The organism is Fodinibius salsisoli (assembly GCF_026229185.1).
Lineage (GTDB): Bacteria > Bacteroidota > Rhodothermia > Balneolales > Balneolaceae > Fodinibius > Fodinibius salsisoli.
Genome location: NZ_JAGGJA010000003.1, coordinates 365,342 through 383,620, shown reverse-complemented (window position 1 = coordinate 383,620; position 18,279 = coordinate 365,342). Strand labels below are relative to the sequence as shown.

Annotated in this window: 10 protein-coding genes; 6 read left to right on the top strand and 4 right to left on the bottom strand. The window is 43.0% G+C overall.

Annotation, left to right across the window (positions count from 1 at the left end; genetic code table 11):
• The first annotated feature begins 2 nt into the window (after window positions 1-2).
• Both J6I44_RS06505 and J6I44_RS06500 read left to right on the top strand, forming a co-directional pair.
• On the top strand, window positions 3-542 hold the full coding sequence (locus tag J6I44_RS06505) for a hypothetical protein (protein ID WP_265765206.1): 540 nt from the start codon (window positions 3-5) through the stop codon (window positions 540-542).
• Window positions 543-638: 96 nt separating this feature from the next.
• A complete protein-coding gene (locus J6I44_RS06500; RefSeq protein ID WP_265765205.1) occupies window positions 639-3,986 on the top strand; it encodes a VCBS repeat-containing protein in 3,348 nt (1,115 codons plus the stop codon).
• A gap of 77 nt (window positions 3,987-4,063) precedes the next feature.
• Here the strand turns inward: J6I44_RS06500 and J6I44_RS06495 are convergent, their stop codons facing one another.
• The 4 genes from J6I44_RS06495 to J6I44_RS06480 form a co-directional block, all read right to left on the bottom strand.
• A complete protein-coding gene (locus J6I44_RS06495) occupies window positions 4,064-4,912 on the bottom strand; it encodes a hypothetical protein (protein WP_265765204.1) in 849 nt (282 codons plus the stop codon).
• 368 nt (window positions 4,913-5,280) lie between these two features.
• Window positions 5,281-6,087, bottom strand: coding sequence for a 3-keto-disaccharide hydrolase (locus J6I44_RS06490; RefSeq protein ID WP_265765203.1), 807 nt, complete (start codon window positions 6,085-6,087; stop codon window positions 5,281-5,283).
• A gap of 567 nt (window positions 6,088-6,654) precedes the next feature.
• The gene (locus J6I44_RS06485) at window positions 6,655-10,086 is read right to left on the bottom strand and encodes a DUF7133 domain-containing protein (protein ID WP_265765201.1); all 3,432 of its coding nucleotides are present in this window, start codon (window positions 10,084-10,086) and stop codon (window positions 6,655-6,657) included.
• A 176-nt stretch (window positions 10,087-10,262) separates the two neighbouring features.
• A complete protein-coding gene (locus J6I44_RS06480) occupies window positions 10,263-11,516 on the bottom strand; it encodes a nucleoside permease (protein WP_265765200.1) in 1,254 nt (417 codons plus the stop codon).
• A 289-nt stretch (window positions 11,517-11,805) separates the two neighbouring features.
• Between J6I44_RS06480 and J6I44_RS06475 the strand changes: the two genes are divergently transcribed.
• The 4 genes from J6I44_RS06475 (at window position 11,806) to J6I44_RS06460 (ending at window position 18,259) form a co-directional block, all read left to right on the top strand.
• Complete coding sequence (locus tag J6I44_RS06475; RefSeq protein ID WP_265765199.1) at window positions 11,806-12,738, top strand: sugar phosphate isomerase/epimerase family protein; 933 nt, start codon at window positions 11,806-11,808, stop codon at window positions 12,736-12,738.
• Between the two features lie 228 nt (window positions 12,739-12,966).
• Entirely contained in the window at window positions 12,967-13,530 is a 564-nt protein-coding gene (locus tag J6I44_RS06470) for an RNA polymerase sigma-70 factor (protein WP_265765198.1), read from the top strand.
• 199 nt (window positions 13,531-13,729) lie between these two features.
• Window positions 13,730-14,794, top strand: coding sequence for a FecR domain-containing protein (locus tag J6I44_RS06465; protein ID WP_265765197.1), 1,065 nt, complete (start codon window positions 13,730-13,732; stop codon window positions 14,792-14,794).
• An 18-nt stretch (window positions 14,795-14,812) separates the two neighbouring features.
• Window positions 14,813-18,259, top strand: coding sequence for a SusC/RagA family TonB-linked outer membrane protein (locus tag J6I44_RS06460; RefSeq protein ID WP_265765196.1), 3,447 nt, complete (start codon window positions 14,813-14,815; stop codon window positions 18,257-18,259).
• The last annotated feature ends 20 nt before the right edge of the window (window positions 18,260-18,279 follow it).

The following is an 18,279-nucleotide window of genomic DNA, read 5'->3' as shown; positions in this document are numbered from 1 at the left end:
TCTTGGCTTTACTCATAATAGTAGCTTGCAAACAGCAGCCAGCTTATGAACGTCTGGTGGAAGAAGAACTACAAAAAGAAGTCCGCTACGACAGTCTTTTCTTAGGATATAAATTTGGAATGAGTAAGAAGGACTTTTTCCAACACAGCTGGAAGTTGAACCAAGAACATGTAGTTAAAGGCAATGCACAAGTAATTTATGAATTTGATGATCTTGCTTCGACGGCCCAGATGGTCTTTTATCCGGACTTTCATAACAACCGAATTTATCGGATGCCGGCCGAAATTTCTTACAAATCCTGGGCGCCATGGAACCCTGAGCTATCGGCAGACAGCCTGTTAGTAGATTTGGTAGATTTTTACCGCAAAAAATATGGTGACGGATTTATAAAGGCTAAGCTGCCAGATATAGAAAGAATGTCGTGGGTAAAAGTAGATGGCAATAGAAGAATTGCTGTCTATCCCGAAGATAATAGAAAAGTCAGGGTAGAGTTTTTAGATTTGACAACCCAGCAAATGTTGGATAACAAGCAAGATAAATAAGATCTTTGAGGTCTGTCAGTATACATGAATCAGAGGATATGAATGTTAAACGGTACGTCGAATACGGTGAGCGAATTGCATCAAAAAAATAGGTGGATGAATATTTCTGCGCAGGTCATCGTAATCCTTTTAGGGGCGATCATGTACCTTTCCGGCTGTTCAGGGGATAAAAAAAGTACTCTTTTTAACAAGCTGCCGGCGAATAAGACCAATATCCATTTTAAGAATACCCTTTCATATAACCCTGACTTCAACATTTATCGTTATCGCAATTTTTATAACGGGGGTGGTGTAGCCTTGGGAGATATCAACAAAGATGGCTTGCTGGATATTTTTTTTACAGCAAACATGGAAGGTAACATGCTTTACCTTAATAAGGGAGATATGGAGTTTGAAGATATATCAGAAAAGGCAGGCATTGGCGGAGACAGATCATGGTCTACAGGCGTAAGCATGGCCGATGTGAATGGAGATGGCCTTATTGATATATATGTTACCAACTCTGGTATTGTGGAAGGGGATGACCGAAAGAATGAGCTCTACATCAACAATGGAGATTCTACCTTTACGGAAAGTGCAGAAGAATATGGAATAGCTGACAGCGGTCTTTCCATCCACGGTACATTTTTTGACTATGACAAAGACGGTGATTTGGATTTATACCTGATCAACAATTCCTACCGGGCTATCGGCAGTTTTGACTTGCAGAAAGCGGATAGAACTATCGCCAATGATGAGGGAGGGGATCAACTCTATCGAAATGATGGCAATACTTTTACCAATGTTACGGAGGAGGCCGGAATATTTAGCAGTGAATTTGGTTTTGCCCTGGGTGCTTCGGTCGCAGATGTAAATCGGGATGGCTGGCAGGATATCTATGTGTCCAACGATTTTTTTGAACGGGATTATCTTTATATCAACAACCGGGATGGTACGTTTGAAGAAGTCCTGGAAGCCCAAATTAGAAGTACAAGCTCGGCTTCTATGGGAGCGGACATTGCGGACTTAAATGGGGACGGATATCCGGAAATATTCGTTACGGATATGCTGCCTGAACCTGAGTCAAGATTAAAGCTGAACACTACTTTTGATGATTGGGAAAGATATCGAAAGCATGTTGAAAATGGGTATTACCATCAATTTATACGCAATACGCTACAGCTAAATAATGGCAATGGAACCTTCAGCGAAGTCAGTCGATGGGCCGGGGTAGAAGCTACCGACTGGAGTTGGGGGGCAAATATTGCAGACCTTGACCTCGATGGACGTAAAGATATTTTTGTAGCCAATGGTATCTACCAGGATTTGACAAATCTCGATTATCTTAGCTCTATTTCCCAGGGAGATATGGTCAAAAGAATTGTTACAGGCAAGGAGGTTAACTTTAAGAGACTTATCGATATGATTCCCTCCAATCCCATATCCAACTATGCCTTTTTTAACAAAGGGAATATGCAATTTGCTGACTCCTCCGGCAGTTGGGGTTTGGACAAGCCCAGCTTCTCAAGCGGGTCGGCTTATGGCGATCTGGATAACGATGGTGACCTGGATTTGGTAATCAATAATGTAGAACAGAAAGCCTCGATATATCAGAATCAGGCTAACCGGCTTCGTCCCAATCACAGGTGGCTACAGGTTGAACTTCAGGGAAATGCACCGAATACGTATGCTTATGGAGCACAACTAACTGCTTGGTCCAATGGTAAGCGCTGGTATATTGAGCAAATGCCCATCCGGGGATTTCAGTCCTCGGTAGATCCCAGGCTGCACTTGGGCCTTGGCAGGACTAAAACACTTGATTCACTGATCATAGATTGGCCAACGGGCAAACAGACACGTCTTCAGAATGTAAAGACCAACCAGCAAATAGAACTGAGTGAAAGGGAAGCGAATTATGAAACCAAAGACAGGGCAATTGAGAAAGGGGGACTAACTGACAATCGGTTATTAACGGAGATAACAGATCAACTTACTCTTAATTGGGAGCATAAAGAGAATCCTTATTCTGACTTCCAGCGGGATAAATTGCTTTTCCATATGCGTTCAACCGAAGGGCCGGCACTCTGCAAAGGAGATGTAGACGGAGACAGTTTAGAAGATCTATATTTTGGTGGCGCTAAAGGTCAGCCGGGAAGTTTATTCATCCAAAATAAACACGCCGGTTTTGAAAGGGTAACGGTACCTTTATTTCAGGAAGATGCCTCAAGTGAAGATGTAGATTGTACTTTTCTGGATGCCGATGGGAATGGGACGATGGATCTTTATGTAGCCAGCGGTAGCAATGAGTTTTCTTCCAGCAGTTCCGCTTTGATGGATCGCCTCTATTTCAACAACGGCGATTTAGATTTTGAACGTTCCGACCAACCGTTCCCGGGATTAACCTATGAGACTACCAGCACCGTTGAGCCCGCTGATTATGACAAGGATGGAGATACGGATCTATTCGTAGGCGTCAGACTTCGGCCCTTTGCAGTGGGGACGAACGTCCGGGGCTATTTGCTTAAAAATGACGGCAACGGAAAGTTTCAGGATGTAACTGCGCAAGAAGCACCCGGATTAATGGAGACCGGCATGATTACCGATGCCCAGTGGGGAGATATCAACGGTGATGGACGTGAGGAGCTCCTAATCGCCGGAGAGTGGATGCCGCTCCGGCTATTTACTTACCAGGATGGAATATTGAAGGATAAGAGTGTTGCTGCTGGGCTGGATTCCACAAATGGCTGGTGGCATACGATAGAGCTGCATGATCTCGATGGGGATGGCGATCTGGATGTTATGGCAGGAAACCAGGGATTAAATTCTCGGTTTGAGGCATCCAGGGATAAACCAGCGCGGATGTGGACGAACGATTTTGACGGCAATGGGACGATTGAGCAGCTGATCACAACCTATAAAGAGGGACAAGCCTACCCGATGGCCCTGCGGCATAACATAATCGAGCAGATTCCTTCGTTGGAATCCAAGTATCCGGATTATAAATCGTTTATTGGACAAAGCATCCAGGATATCTTTCCTCAAAATAAGTTAAAAGAATCTACGAAATCTGAGATATACCAGCTGGCCAGTATCGTGGGATGGAATGACGGGGAGGGTAATTTTTCGATCGAGAAACTTCCTATGAAGGCCCAGCTTTCATCCGTTTACAGTTTCCTTGCCGCGGATATTAATCAAGATGGGGACGTTGAGCTTTTGGCAGGCGGTAACCTGCATAATGTAAAGCCCGAGGTGGGACGTTATGATGCAAGCTATGGAACCGTTTTTAAAATGGATAGTAGCGGCCGATATCGGAGTCTTGAAGATAAAATAAGTGGATTTCGTCTCTCTGGAGAGGTCAGAAAAATGATTCAGCTACGGCTTTGGAACGGACGCCAAATAGTGATTGTGGCTCGCAATGATAATTCACCACAAATATTTGAGATCACAACTGTTGGGGAGAAATAAAACAGTCACCTATTTTGAATTGCATGTAAGGAATAGATGGTTATCCCTTACATAATAGATTTGTCTTCCAAAGCTGTCTAAAAGTCTAAAAGCGACTTTGTATTTATCCGATTTCGAAAGAAATGGGTCTGGGCATCAGACAGATCGTTATAATCACCGTGTTTGGCAACAAAATCACCTATGATACGAAATTCTTCAAATTCGGGATCTTCAGGAAGGGTATCAATGGTAAGTACAGCTGTGGGGAGAGCAGACAATACGATCGAAAAGTTCCCTTCTATAAAATTATCGGATACCCTTGTTAATTCGAGCTGGCCGTCGGTCGCAAAATACAGATAGTCAATTCCCGCATGGCCGAGTCCCCGCTCATTATAATTTACGATGACTGAGTGTTCACCTATTGCTGGAAACGTGAATTCAGGGATCCGCTCTATCGGTGGAAGGTCTTCAGGGTTCTCCACATACTGGCGGGCCTGTCGAATCATTTCCAGCCATTGCTCGTTGGTATGTAGCTGGACTACTTGGTAGGAGTCACTTTGCCAATTGTTTACTACAGGAAAACTGAAATTCAGCGTTGCAAAATTAATATCATCATTGATGCCTTGTTCCGCATGCAGATAAATTTCGTGCTGCTGTAGTTCCGACGGATCGATGTCAAGATTAAGTTCTTCTAAAATTGAAGGGGACAAAAATTGTTCTCCGAAAAGACCCAGACTGGTCTTAATTTCGATCTCATTGATCTGTTCATGAGTAACTTGTCGGAGCATAACGCCATTTCCATCGAGCACTTCATAGCTGAAGCGGTACTTTGGGGATTCCGGCGTGTCAGGGGCTTGTGGCGTTTCGCAGCTGCTTACTGTCAGGATAAATGCTGTGATGAGGGTAAATCCTGCCAATCCCTGGATTAAGGAACTCTCTGAAGACATAATGTAACCTCCTTATCGGTTTATTAGGATACACATTGATGATGAGAGGAGAAGAATATTCTTACATTTCTACTAACCAATAATACCCCCTCTGGATCTGTAACGTGTAGTGAACCAATCTCCTCTTTCTTTATAAAGATACTACAGGAGTAGTAAAAAGCAAGTATTATATTTTGGAGGATGATAAAATTTAAGCTGTGGATGTGTTGGGTATAGCTGATAAGAAGAGTCTCCAAACAATGGCTATAGCTTGTCAGGGGAGATCCTTCAACGTCGTTCAGGATGACAGTGGGGTTTTGCAAAGACTACTCTAAGTCTATCGGTTTAAGTAGATAAGCACTTTTATAGAAATCAAAACCCAAGTTTATTTAAAGCGGTAAGATCTCAATATTGCGAAAATGGACGGGGTGACTTTCGGCCTGTAACGCAATATACCCTTCCGTAATGATGAGGTTTTCGCTGTCACCTATAAGTTTTTGGGTATTAGAATCGGAGGTATCGTACTGGGGATCTGAATAGGAGAGTACTTTCTGCCCGTTGACGTAGTGGGTGATAATGTCACTTCCATGAACTTCAGCTTCCACTTCCACCCATTGGTCGCCATGATAAGTTTTTGATGTTGATTGGGTGCAGTGTTGGGTAACCAAACTGTCGTTCATTACGATATGCGTGCCCATCGAGCAGATGTTAGCGGTAGGCCGCGGTTCTTTGCCATTGCCTCCCAATAACTGAACCTCAATAGAAACGGGTGATTGTTGGTCTTTTGCCATTGATTCCGGAGGCTGACAGTGAAACTTAATCCCACTATTTCGATAAGCCCAGTCGGGCGCTCCGGGTACTTGTTGACCTACAAACCGATATTCCAGACGAATTTTATAGTTGGAGTAAGGCTGCTTATAGAAAAGGTGGCCAAACTTGCCATCAAAAGACTTGTAATTGTCATAAGAAACCTTGAGAAGGCCATCCTCTACATGGAACGTATTCTTATAATTGATACCCAATTTATGTCCGGTAAACTTGGGCGTCCAGCCATCCAGGTTCTTACCATTAAAAATGGAAATCCATTTTTCCTGAGGAATTGTAATTTCGGATGTTGGTTCGGTTGTAAAAGCCATGATAATAAGTCCAATAGCAGTGGCCAAAGAACAAATAGACAATATTGACTTAATTTTCATAATTGAATCATTTTTCGTTGATAAAATATATTGTTTTTTAAGAGAGCTGTAAGGGGAAAATCTACCCAAAATAAATTTAAACACGAATTTCTATGTCATCCCCCTAATCCCCCCTTCGAAGGGGGACGATGTTGAACCTAACTTCAAGAGTTTTACCTCTCCGACCTAAGAATTCTGAGTGGAGAACGGCAGGCGAAAACGGAGTATTTCATACCGGTCCGATTATTGAAGCCAGCAATAGATGTAATGGACCATCGAAATACTCTCGCCGAACGTTCGGAACAGATTTCAGAATTCTCAGCCGGCGACGTTTTTGGGTTCCGTTTTTGTGTCGTTTCAAAAATGGAACAGTACACAAAAGGTACATTGCCATATTATTGTTGTTTGGCAAAGCAAGTTTATTCGTTCCAGGAAGTAAGATCCCTCACAGCTACTAAATTTCTCAAAGATTCGGGGACAGCCCGTCCTACAATTCTTTCCAGGGTACAGTCTGCTTTTAGGTAGGCTACACCAATCATAATTTTTAATCCCTAATTAGATTCTTTAGTAATAATTTTATACCACATTTCAATTTGAGCCGGTTTGTTGACTTAAAAATTCTACTAAATCACGTAGGTCACCTTTCGATAAAATATCCGCCATAGAGTACATCGCTGAGGGGGAATTGGTCCGGTTCGTAATCTGATCTTTAGCAATCCGGGTTGTGTTCCCATCGGCATCCTGTATAGTCAGGGAGCTTTGGGTCTCTTCTTTAAGCACTCCGGTAATGGACTGATCATCTTGGGTCGTTACGGTAATAGAACCAAAGCCAGGCGCAATGCGATTGTTGGGGGCTATAAGCGAGGCCAGAAGTTGTTCTCGGTTCAGGGTATTACCAATATCAGCCAGGTCTGGACCGATGTTGCCACCTTCACCTCCAACGGCATGGCAACGAATACATTGAGCAGCATTATTATTGTAAAATATTTCGGCTCCCTCTTGGGCATTGCCGCCCCAAAGCGCTTCCTGATATTGAGCTACTGCGTCATCCTCTGGTTTAGCTTCCTGATATTGAGCAAGCAAATCCTGAAGTTTTGGAGCATTCGAGCTATCAGCGGCCTGAACTAATTCCAGTTGAATTTCTTTAGGGAGACTGCCATCCAGAAGCTTCGAAAGCTGTTCCTGTAGTAAGGTTTCCGCGATTGGAGCATTCATAGATCCCAAAGCTCTAATGGCACTCTGTTGCTCAACAGTGGCGCCCTCATTCAATACAGATGAAAGTAGCATTGCCTTCTGTTGAGCTGAAATATCAAGAGAGGGGGTAAGCCCAAGTGCTTGCATCCGTACCTTTTGATTACCTGAGTCTAGCGCTATCTCTATCGCCTGCTCCATATTTCCATAATCCAGATGTTGGAGTGCGCTAAGAGCTTCAGCTTTAACCATGGGTTCGGTCGATGAATCTTTTAAAAGGGCAAAAACGGTGGGAGTTTCATTTTTTATCTGTAATTTTTTGATCGCCTTAATCAGCTCGATTTTGACAATGGGATCATTGTCTGCCAAAAGGGGTTTTATAATGGAGCGTACGGCCGCTGTAGCCTCCGTTTTTTCATTATGGATTTGTCCACGATATCGGCCTGTAACACGGTCTAATGTTGAGGGTTCCGACCATACGGATAGAGTAGCTAATGCTTCTGCTCGCAGAGTGTCTGAAGCATTTTCTCTATTTGCAAAAGATGCCAGTCGTTTAGCATCGGCTGGGGTACCGTTAAACAAACTGGCGTTGATGGCCCGGCGGATAAGTGGAGGATTGAGAAATGTTTCTTGATCTAACATACGGGCTAAATTGGGGAGTGCTTCTTTAATAAACGTATCATCGTTGATAGCCCGAGCTGCATTAGTAACAACAAATTCACTGTTGTCATCCAGAAAGCGTGCTACCCCAGGTGAATCCAATCTTTTGAGAGCTACTACGGCTGCTATACGAACGGCCTCGGATGAATGGTCAGCTAAACGGACAAGTGCTTCTTCGCTGCCTATACGTGCTAAGGCAATAGCCCCTGCATGGCGCAAATAGATGTCTTCATCATTATTAGCTTCAAGCATAGCTATAATGGGGGCAATCGCCTCCTGGTGGCCTATACGTCCCAATGCCTGGGTGGCCATAAGTTGCACACGAGGGGATGCGTCGTTTAGCAGCGGGATAAGAGACTCAGCTGCCGGTTGGTAGCGGACGTCCCCCAATATTTTTGCAGTCTGAGCTTTAACCTCAGGATCATTATCTTCTAAATATTGAAGCAGGGGCTCAGCTTCCGTTGAGTCGTTTCGAGCTAACTGTCCAATGCCCCAGATGCCATGCAGTCTGGCTAACTGATTTTCTTTCTGCTTTATGGCATTTAGCAAGAGTTGTTTCTCCTTTCGGTGGACAAGTTCAAATTGAGCTTCCATACGAACACGCATATCCTGGTAATGTAAGAACCGGGATAATGTATCCTCTGAAAATGTATTAAAATCGTCTGTTAGTATTTTTTTAGTTTTATTTCGAACAACTGAAGAAGCTTCTTCAGGGGTGTCAATGCGCCAAATACGTCCTTTATCATTCGTATTCCACCCGCCAATCCAGTCGGTAAAATAGAGGCTCCCATCAGGTCCAAAGTCAATGCCGGTTGGTAAAATACCCTGCATGATCGGTTGGTCGCTCTTTAGCTTAAAGGAGGCTCCATTGGGCTCCAGTTCAAAGGCATGGATAGCTGACGTTGCAGGAGAACCGGTAAAGTCAGAAATAAAAAAGTGATTTTTCCATTGATCGTTAAGGGCAGTACCCGGATTATATGCCATCCCTGCCGCCCCATTATGATAAGAGGCCAGAGGAGGTAAGATAAGGGCCGACTGGCCTTCAAAATGCGGCTTATGGTACCGTTCGTCCATCCAAACCTTATACTTGTTGTTTTTCGGATCGGTGTATTTCCCAAACTGCCAGTGAATGCGCCAACCGCTATCTGATCCATTGATAACGTACACCAATCGTTCTTGTTCACCAGCGTGATCCCCATCATGATCTACTGTTATCAGGTTTCCATACTTATCAAAAGAGAATTCATGCGGATTTCGGAGCCCTGCAGCAAACACCTCAAAATTACTCCCATCCGGATCTGAACGTAAGATCGCTCCTTGGTTGGGATAGGCCCATTTAGTGCCATCAGGTGCTTCAACATTCAGCCCTACGTCACCCACACTCCAATAGACGCGTCCATCTGGTCCTACGGTTAGGCCCGACATTCCGTGGCCACGAAAGCCCATGTGCACAGTGTAACCATGACTTATCGACTTTTTTGAATCAGCCATACCATCATTATTGGTGTCTTTGGTACTCCAAAGATCGGGACCAACACCTACAAAAACCTGATCGTTATAAGATAAGACCGTGCCTGCCACATCCGTTTCCTTTTGATGAAAATCTCGCAGATAAAGCTGGGAATGATCCGCAATGCCATCACCGGACAGGTCCGTTATTCGGAATATTTCTTCCTTATTGACCGTCAGATCCTTCCAGTCGTATGAGCTATCGGCGTTAAGGTCTTGCAACCAAGAGCTATTTTTATTGCTGTGTTCGGGTGCTAATTCCTTCTCTAAAAAAGATACTCGATCTTCTACATTCTTCCAGCTTATGGATTCATGTTCCCAATTGGGATGCGAGCGAATATCGGGTTTAGAACTACTACGCCTATTTGTGACGGACACATACGCTTCGCCTTGATTAGTTATATCCAGACCAATAGGGTCGGCCAGTAGCTTTTCTGAGGCCCAGAGGTTGATATCCAACCCTTCGGCAAGTTGAACAGAAGTTTCATTTTGGATCTGTATAGCATTTTCAGAGGATTCTTTTTCCGAGAGCGAGATAACTTCAGGTTCAGGATGGGGATTGCATCCAACCATGATAAGACAAAAAGAAAAAATAAATGAGAAGGTCAATGTGGTATCCTTAACAAGGGAAGGGAAAAAACGATTTATGCGGAAAAACATTAAGACAGTTATTTTCTGATAAGCTGATATCGAAAAAGCAGAGGGAGGTAAAAAAACTTACCCTACGCTCTTAAGCAAGTATTATTTTTATAAAGTTTGAGACATACCAATGAAATAGAAAAGTCGGCCAGGCATGTTATTCGCCTAACCGACTTGACATAGATCCCTACATAGACTTAAACAGAGATGTCTTCAGCTGTTGCATCTTTATCGATAACCTGATCATTAAAGAATAAGATAAAAAAGAGCAGTACACAGGCTGCGAAGATGGCTGGTATCCACCAGAAATCTTGCCACTGAGATAAGTTAAGAGCAGCGGCGTCACCTAAGAAACTATTAAATACCCGACCTGCGACACGGGCTCCAATAAACATCCCAACGCCATAAGTTATAAGAACAATCAGTCCTTGTGCTTGCCCTCGAATATTAGCGGGGGCTTTTTTATCTACATAAATTTGACCGGTAACGAAGAAAAAGTCATAGCAGATACCGTGCAGGGCAATCCCTGTAATGATCATCCAGGTAGTAGGTTCAGGGGCACCAAATGCAAAGAAAACATACCGTAGAATCCACGCAAGCATACCTGCTGCTAACATCCATTTTACCCCTAAGCGTACAAACATGAGAGGAATGAGGACCATAAAAAGGGCCTCCGACATTTGTCCGATCGTGAGGGTAGCGGCGATGTTATCAAAATTAGCGTTGTTTAAGAAGATTTGGGTAAAATTATAGTAAGCCGCCAGGGGAATACAGATTAAAAAGGAGCTAAATAAAAATACGTAAAAGGACTTACTGCCAAGTTGTTTAAGAGCATCGATACCAGCTATGCTGCGAAACGAAACTTTTTCTCCAGCTGCAGGGGGAGGGGTATGGGGCAGCGTAAAACTGTAAAGCCCAAGCAGAAGGCTGGCTGCTGCTGTCAGATATAAAGGAAGAGCCGTTTCTTCGGGCTTAATACTGCTGCTAACAAAATAGCCAAGCACAAAACTGATGATAAGTCCGGCAACAATCCATCCAATAGTTCCAAATACACGGATGACAGGAAAGTCTTTTTCCTGATCATTAATGTGGTGAAATGAAAGAGTATTAGCCAGGCTCATAGTTGGCATATAGCAGAGATTATAGGCCAGCAGAAGGAGAATAAAGACAACGGGTGAGCTAACGGCCATGGGAGTTAAAACCATAAATAAAGCCCCTAAAAGATGAAGGGTGCCTAACACTTTCTCCGTTGGGAAATAACGATCAGCTATAAGGCCGACGAAAAAAGGAGCTACTATAGCCGCAATAGGGTTTACCATAAAAGGCCAGTGGGTTAGGTTTTCCATGCCGTTGGCCGTCATATAAACCGCAACTGTTGAATACCATGCCCCCCAGATGAAAAATTCCAGGAACATCATGAGGCTTAATTTCGTCTGTAGTAATCTGTTCATTAGATATACTTTTAATTATTTGAAATACAATGTGCCGCTTTTAAAATTTTAATATTAAACCTAATTAATGATGTAAAATTATCAAGCTAATTATTGTAAAAATATTTGCACTCATATTACAAAAAATACCAACGAATTAATTGAATCCCTCAGATCTTTTATTACATTACACCTAATTTAATTCCTTATAAGAAAAGTAGTGGTTGATCTACTACTCAAGTTTAGGATGTTTCCTGACTCAGGTAGGTAAATCAACTACTACATTCATTTTAATCAAATACTTATCGTGATGGATAGAAAACAGTTTCTACAAATGGGGGGGATAGCCGTAGCATCAGCAGCGGTACCCGGTTTAATAACGGCATGCAGTTCAAAAGCGGATACCGGCAGCGAGCTTTTCTTTGATATTTCTCTGGCCGAATGGAGTTTGCACAAATCCCTTTTTGATGGCCAGTTCAGCAATTTAGAATTTCCGGCAACAGCTAAAAATGAATTTGGAATCACGGCCGTAGAGTATGTAAATCAGTTTTTTAAAGATAAGGCTAACGATAAAGGCTATCTGGATGAACTGAATACCCGATGCGATGATTTAGGCGTACAACAGGTTCTGATTATGATTGACGGAGAAGGGGCCCTGGCTGCTTCTGATGAGGAGGAACGTAAAACATCGGTCGAGAATCATTACAAATGGGTTGAAGCTGCCGAACATTTAGGTTGTCACTCTATTCGGGTCAATGCTCGTGGAGACGGTTCGCCCGAAGATCAAAAAACGGCCGCTGTTGATGGATTAGGTAGTCTCGCGACCTTTGCCAAAGATTATGGAATCAATATAATCGTTGAAAACCACGGTGGATATTCTTCTAATGGTTCTTGGCTTGCCGGTGTTATGCAACAAGTGGATATGGAAAATTGCGGTACATTGCCAGATTTTGGAAATTTTTGCATTGAGCGAAGTGAAAATGGTTGTGCAGAAGAATATGATCGCTATAAAGGGGTTGAAGAGATGATGCCCTATGCAAAGGGAGTCAGTGCTAAGACCTATGGCTTTAATGAAGAAGGGTTGGAAACAACGATCGATTATTCTCAAATACTGCAGACCGTTAAAGATGCTGGCTATACCGGTCATATCGGCATTGAATATGAAGGTAGCGAACTCAGCGAGTTCGAAGGCATAAAGGCAACCAAGTCTCTGCTGGAAAAAGTAGGGCAGCAGGTCTCTTAGAAATAATTATAGCGGTTATAGTTATTTAAGTAAGAGCCAACCTTCATATTGATTAATTAAGTGAAGGTGTTAAGTATTTTTTCAAGGGTAGACGGACAGGTGATTCTATATTCGGTATTGGATATAAAATTCTGCTCCGTCTGCTTTTGAGATTTAATGAGCTATGATTGTAAGTTTTTGTCTGAAACAATGATACAAGTTTAAGCCTTTTAAAATTTTATATTGACAATGGGGGATGATATTAAATTATGGATATCTAAAATCCGAGAAGGGGATCGAGAGGCTTTTGAGAAACTTTTTCTTCGGTTTTACGACCCTCTTTGTAAGTTCGCATGGCGATACTTGCGTTCTGCCCATATATCAGAGGAATTAGTACAGGATGTATTTTTAACTGTTTGGGAATCCAGGGAATCGTTAGACCCTGAAAAAAGTATTAAATCATACCTTTATAAGGCTGTCAAGAATAAAGCGTTAAACCACCTGAAGCATAAAAATTTAGCAGAAGACTATAATCAACAAATAGATTGGCTTAATTCTACGTCCATATCACAGATACATGATTTCAATAATGAGGACTCAAAATTTGTAAAAGCAGTTCAGAAAGAAATTGACAATCTTCCTGAAAAGGCACGTCATGTATATAAGTTAAGCAGAAAAGATGGGCTTACGTATCAGGAAATTGCAGATATCCTTGATATTTCAAAACGAACGGTTGAGTCTCAAATAAGTCGCTCACTTAAAATACTGAGAGAACGTTTGGCGCAATATTTCGACCTTCATACCGCATCGTAATCTTTTTTACGATTCCTTTCTAATTTATTTATTCCAATTTCTCAGGTCCTGGATGACTATGTAGTTATACAGAGTTGCGGTATTACTGTAATTTACTTTCATCAAATAGTAAGAAAAATAAAAAAAATTCCCGGGTACCTCTTTTTTCAGTTGTATAACAAATAGAAAGAAGTAGAAAAGTCTTAATAATCCAAGACCCATGGATTGGGAATTATTACATAAATATTTGTCTGGGGAATGCACTTCCGAGGAAAAAAATCGGGTAGATGCATGGCTTCAGGAAGACAGGGAACACCAGTATCTGCTGGACTCTTTATCAAAAATTTGGGAGATATCTCCTAAAGATGAAATGCATGTTGATTCACAGTCAGCCTGGAATTCCTTTCAGGATAAAATTTCATCAGAAAAGGAGCCTCCTGCGAAAGATAAGAACGCTATTTCTGGTGTTACTAAGTTAGTTGCCCAGCCTTACAGCAAGAGAAAAAGTAACTCTTGGCTGTCAGGTACAGCGGTGGCTGTAGCAATTCTTTTGACAGGTTTGTTCATGTATAATTTTTTGGGGTCCCAAAATTCTTCAAACAAGAACTCAAGCCTTACTAAGAATAAACAACCACATGTAGTTGTTACCGAACGAGGCCAACGTACTTTATTCAAGCTTCCTGATGGCACGAGGATACATTTAAATGCCGCCAGTAAAGTTGAAATACCAGCCTCTTTTGGAGACTCTCTGCGTCGCATAAACCTGGAGGGAGAGGCCTATTTCGATGTAATTCATGATCAGGAAAAGCCCTTTATTGTACATTCAGGAGACTCTTATACCAAGGTGTTGGGGACGAAATTTGGGGTCAAGGCCTATCCTGATGACTCCTCTATACAAGTTGTTGTGGAAGAAGGAAAAGTGGCTCTGGAGAGGTCCAGGATGCCAAGCGAAAAAAGTATGAGAATCACAAAAAATAGATTGGGTTTTCTATCTAAGTCGGGAGAGGCGAAGCAAATTGAGATATCAGAACTTGCACAATTTTTAGGATGGAAGGACGGACGATTAGTCTTTAATTCTACTCCCGTTGAAGAGGTTATTCGCAGATTAGAAAGGTGGTATAATATAGATATTGCTGTGGGGGAGGTATCAATAAGAGACCAAACAATGACCGCTTCTTTTCATGATGAACCTATGATGGAAGTTCTCAACATATTAGCTGCTTCATTAAACGCTGAGTACAAACAAAAAGGTCGCAAAATAATCTTAATCAAAAAGCAAACTTAACCATAAACCAAAATACTTATGACAAAAGGGAAACGACGTAGGATCTTTGGAATAGGGAAGCACCTTATCTGTTATATCTGGATGTTTTTTATAGCAGTGAGTGCTGTATATGCTCAAGCTGATAGTAAACAAGAGCAAAAAAGTTTTATATCACAAGCATCGGTCTTCAATGATAGCGATATCAGAACAACAAACACCGTCTCCGAAACACTTAAGCAGGTCGTGACGGTCAATTATCATAACCATACTCTCCGATATGCGCTACAGGATGTAGCTCAAAAGGCTGGTTTTAAGCTTTCTTATATTGATCAGAAGGTACCCATGGAAAAGCGAATAAGCTTAAGCCTGGAGAATGTGACGGTTAATAAGGTGCTATGGAAGATATTGGAAGGAACGGGACTTCGTTTTGCGGTTTCTCCCAACAATCATTTGGTATTCATGGAGAGGATGATGCCTAAAAAGGAAGTGAAGTTAGAATCTGTTAGCGGAACTGTCACGGATGCCAGCTCCGGAGAGACCTTGCCGGGCGTTAATATACTTGTTAAAGGTACTTCGACAGGAACGTCCACGGATGCAAGTGGTGAGTATGAGCTCAATGCTCCTTCATTACAAGATACGCTGGTATTCTCATTTATTGGTTACCAAACGCAGGAAGTTCCGATACAGGGTCGTTCTCAAATTGATGTATCCATGCAGCTCCAAACCGTTTCCGGAGATGAGCTGGTAGTTACAGGATATGGGGTGCAAAAGAAATCAGATGTTACCGGTTCTATCGGTATGGTTTCAGCGGAAGAGTTGCAAGAACAGCCTTCCTTTAATGCGTTGAAAAGCTTGAGAGGCAAAGTTGCAGGAGTTAATATTTTTACCAACTCAGGCTCGCCAACAGGAAGCAACCGGGTCGTCATCCGCGGATCCGGATCTATTAATGCAGGCACCCAGCCACTCTATGTTGTGGATGGAGTTGTGATGCAGGATGGTATTGAGTATATGAATCCCAATAATATTGAGAGCATGGAGGTCTTGAAAGATGCTTCTGCTACGGCAATTTATGGTTCTCGCGGAGCCAATGGAGTCATCTTGGTGACCACGAAACGAGGCGATACCGCTTCTGGTGATGTGAGTGTTACCTATGACGGTTCTTTCAGTGTCGGCCAAATGGCCAGCAAGATGGATGCGATGAATGCCGAAGAGTTTATGGAAGTGCAACGTATCGGTTATGAGAATGCCCCGCTTTTTGATGACTATGCCCCGGGCGAAGAGCCTCAGCTCGACATTACACCGGATATGGGAACCCTCTTTGACGATGCAGGGAACCCGCTCTATGATACCGACTGGCAAGAGGAGGTATCGCGTACGGCACTCTCTCACGACCATCAGATCGGCGTACAGTCCGGAGGGGAGAAATCATCATTTGGTGGGTTTCTTAACTATACGAATAACGAAGGCGTTATTTTAAATTCATGGATGAGACGGGCAAGCGCTAAAATTGTTTATGATGCCAGCCCCAAAGAATGGCTGTCACTGGGAACCAATTTACGGGTCAACAGAACCTGGGAAAACAATATTGAAGAAGGTGGAGGCGGCCAGGAAGTTCGGAGGACCATGGTAGAATTTGCTCCCATACTGCCTGTCCGAATGCCGAGTGGGGATTACAGCCATTTCAATGATGTTAAAAGTTTGACACTCGAAGGCCAACCTAATCCGGTTCAAAGAGCACTCGAAGAAGATCGATTACGCGATCGGCTGCAGCTCTTTGGTAACGCATACCTTGCCTTGCAAATCACACCTAATCTGGAGTTCAGAACACAGTTTGGTGTTGATAATACCAATTATGAATTGCGAAATTATCAGCCAACTGATCTGGAGTCTCCAGCCACTTCGGTAGGGAGTGCTTATGTTGAGAATAGCGAAACGACCTACTGGCAGAACGAAAACTACTTGACCTACCTACAAGATACAGGGTCTCATCGTATTAATGCTGTGTTGGGAGCCAGTTGGCAGCAGAGAATGTATAGAGATAACGCTGTAGGCGTGCGGAACTTCCCTAACGACTTCTACCGAACGAACAGCATAGATGCAGCTACCGAAGTCGATGGTTTTCCGGCATCGGGCTCTTGGGACTGGACCATGAATTCCTTCTTTGCCCGAGGTAGTTATACTTTTGATGATACGTATAGTGTAACATTGACCAGCCGAATGGATGGATCTTCCCGATTTGGTAAAAATAACAAGTATGGCTTTTTCCCTTCTGTCGGAGTGGGCTGGACGGCATCAAACGAAGGCTTTATATCCAACATAGATGCGATTGATCATCTTAAAGTAAGAGGCTCCGTTGGGAGAACTGGAAATACCGAAATAGGCGTTTATCAGTCGTTGTCTACTATTGGTTCGGGTACGGTATTACTCGGTGGAGGGCGCCAAAATTCAAGCGCTCCTCAGCGATTGGCCAATCCCGACCTGGAATGGGAAAAGACCACACAGTATAATATTGGTATGGAGTTAGACCTCTTTAACCAGGTGGTGTCATTTGAGGCTGATTACTACTATAAAAAGACAGATGACTTACTGTTAGATCGTCCAATTCCTTCCACCACTGGCTTCGATGTTGTACTGGATAACGTTGGCTCGGTATCAAACCAGGGAGTTGACTTTATCATGACGACTCGAAATGTCCAAACGCCCGACTTCTTCTGGTCTTCAACACTTAATTTCAACTATAATAAAAACAGAGTTGAAAGTTTGGGTAAAGAAGATGAAGATATTTTTCCAGGTCCAAACTGGGTATCTGGTAGTCAGACAATCCTCCGCGTAGGTGAACCTATCGGTACGTTCTATGGATTTAAGCGGATGGGTACCTGGAATACCGATGAAGCCGCAGAGGCTGCTGATGCAGGACGAATTCCCGGAGAAGCCAAACGATCTTCTGACCGACAAATTATTGGCTACGGTATGCCAGAATGGACCGGCAGTTTTATTAATAAATTCAACTTCAAGAACTTTGACTTTACTGCAGATATCCAGTTCGTCTATGGCAGTGAAATCATGCAAGAGTTCTTACATACTGCCGAAGATCGCCAGGCATTAACCAACGGTATAGCAACCCAGCTTTATGAGGCCTGGACAGAGGATAACCAAAATACCCCCATCCAGCGTATTCGCCACCAGCCACTTTCAGGGCAAAATACGCAGGCCGATACCCACTGGATTGTTGATGGCTCCTATATACGGGGCAATCTGTTTTCAATAGGATATAACTTCAACCAGCAGGCTCTTACGAACTGGGGACTGCAGCGCTTAAGAATCACAGCCAGCCTGGAAAATGCTTTTGTCATTCACCATCCCGATTTCAAAGGCCATGATCCTGAAGGTACCTCGTGGGGCGGGAATCCTAACTCACAGAATATTTTCTTCTACCAATATCCCAAGCCACGGACATTTACGCTGGGTGTTAACCTCCGATTCTAAACGAATATTTAAACCATAAT

What these genes read in the sequence shown, in the direction of transcription:
- J6I44_RS06500 (WP_265765205.1), top strand. Translation starts at nt 639, where the DNA reads ATGAATATTTCTGCGCAGGTCATCGTAATCCTTTTAGGGGCGATCATG.
- J6I44_RS06495 (WP_265765204.1), bottom strand. Translation starts at nt 4,912, where the DNA reads ATGTCTTCAGAGAGTTCCTTAATCCAGGGATTGGCAGGATTTACCCTC.
- J6I44_RS06490 (WP_265765203.1), bottom strand. Translation starts at nt 6,087, where the DNA reads ATGAAAATTAAGTCAATATTGTCTATTTGTTCTTTGGCCACTGCTATT.
- J6I44_RS06485 (WP_265765201.1), bottom strand. Translation starts at nt 10,086, where the DNA reads ATGTTTTTCCGCATAAATCGTTTTTTCCCTTCCCTTGTTAAGGATACC.
- J6I44_RS06480 (WP_265765200.1), bottom strand. Translation starts at nt 11,516, where the DNA reads ATGAACAGATTACTACAGACGAAATTAAGCCTCATGATGTTCCTGGAA.
- J6I44_RS06475 (WP_265765199.1), top strand. Translation starts at nt 11,806, where the DNA reads ATGGATAGAAAACAGTTTCTACAAATGGGGGGGATAGCCGTAGCATCA.
- J6I44_RS06470 (WP_265765198.1), top strand. Translation starts at nt 12,967, where the DNA reads ATGGGGGATGATATTAAATTATGGATATCTAAAATCCGAGAAGGGGAT.
- J6I44_RS06465 (WP_265765197.1), top strand. Translation starts at nt 13,730, where the DNA reads ATGGATTGGGAATTATTACATAAATATTTGTCTGGGGAATGCACTTCC.
- J6I44_RS06460 (WP_265765196.1), top strand. Translation starts at nt 14,813, where the DNA reads ATGACAAAAGGGAAACGACGTAGGATCTTTGGAATAGGGAAGCACCTT.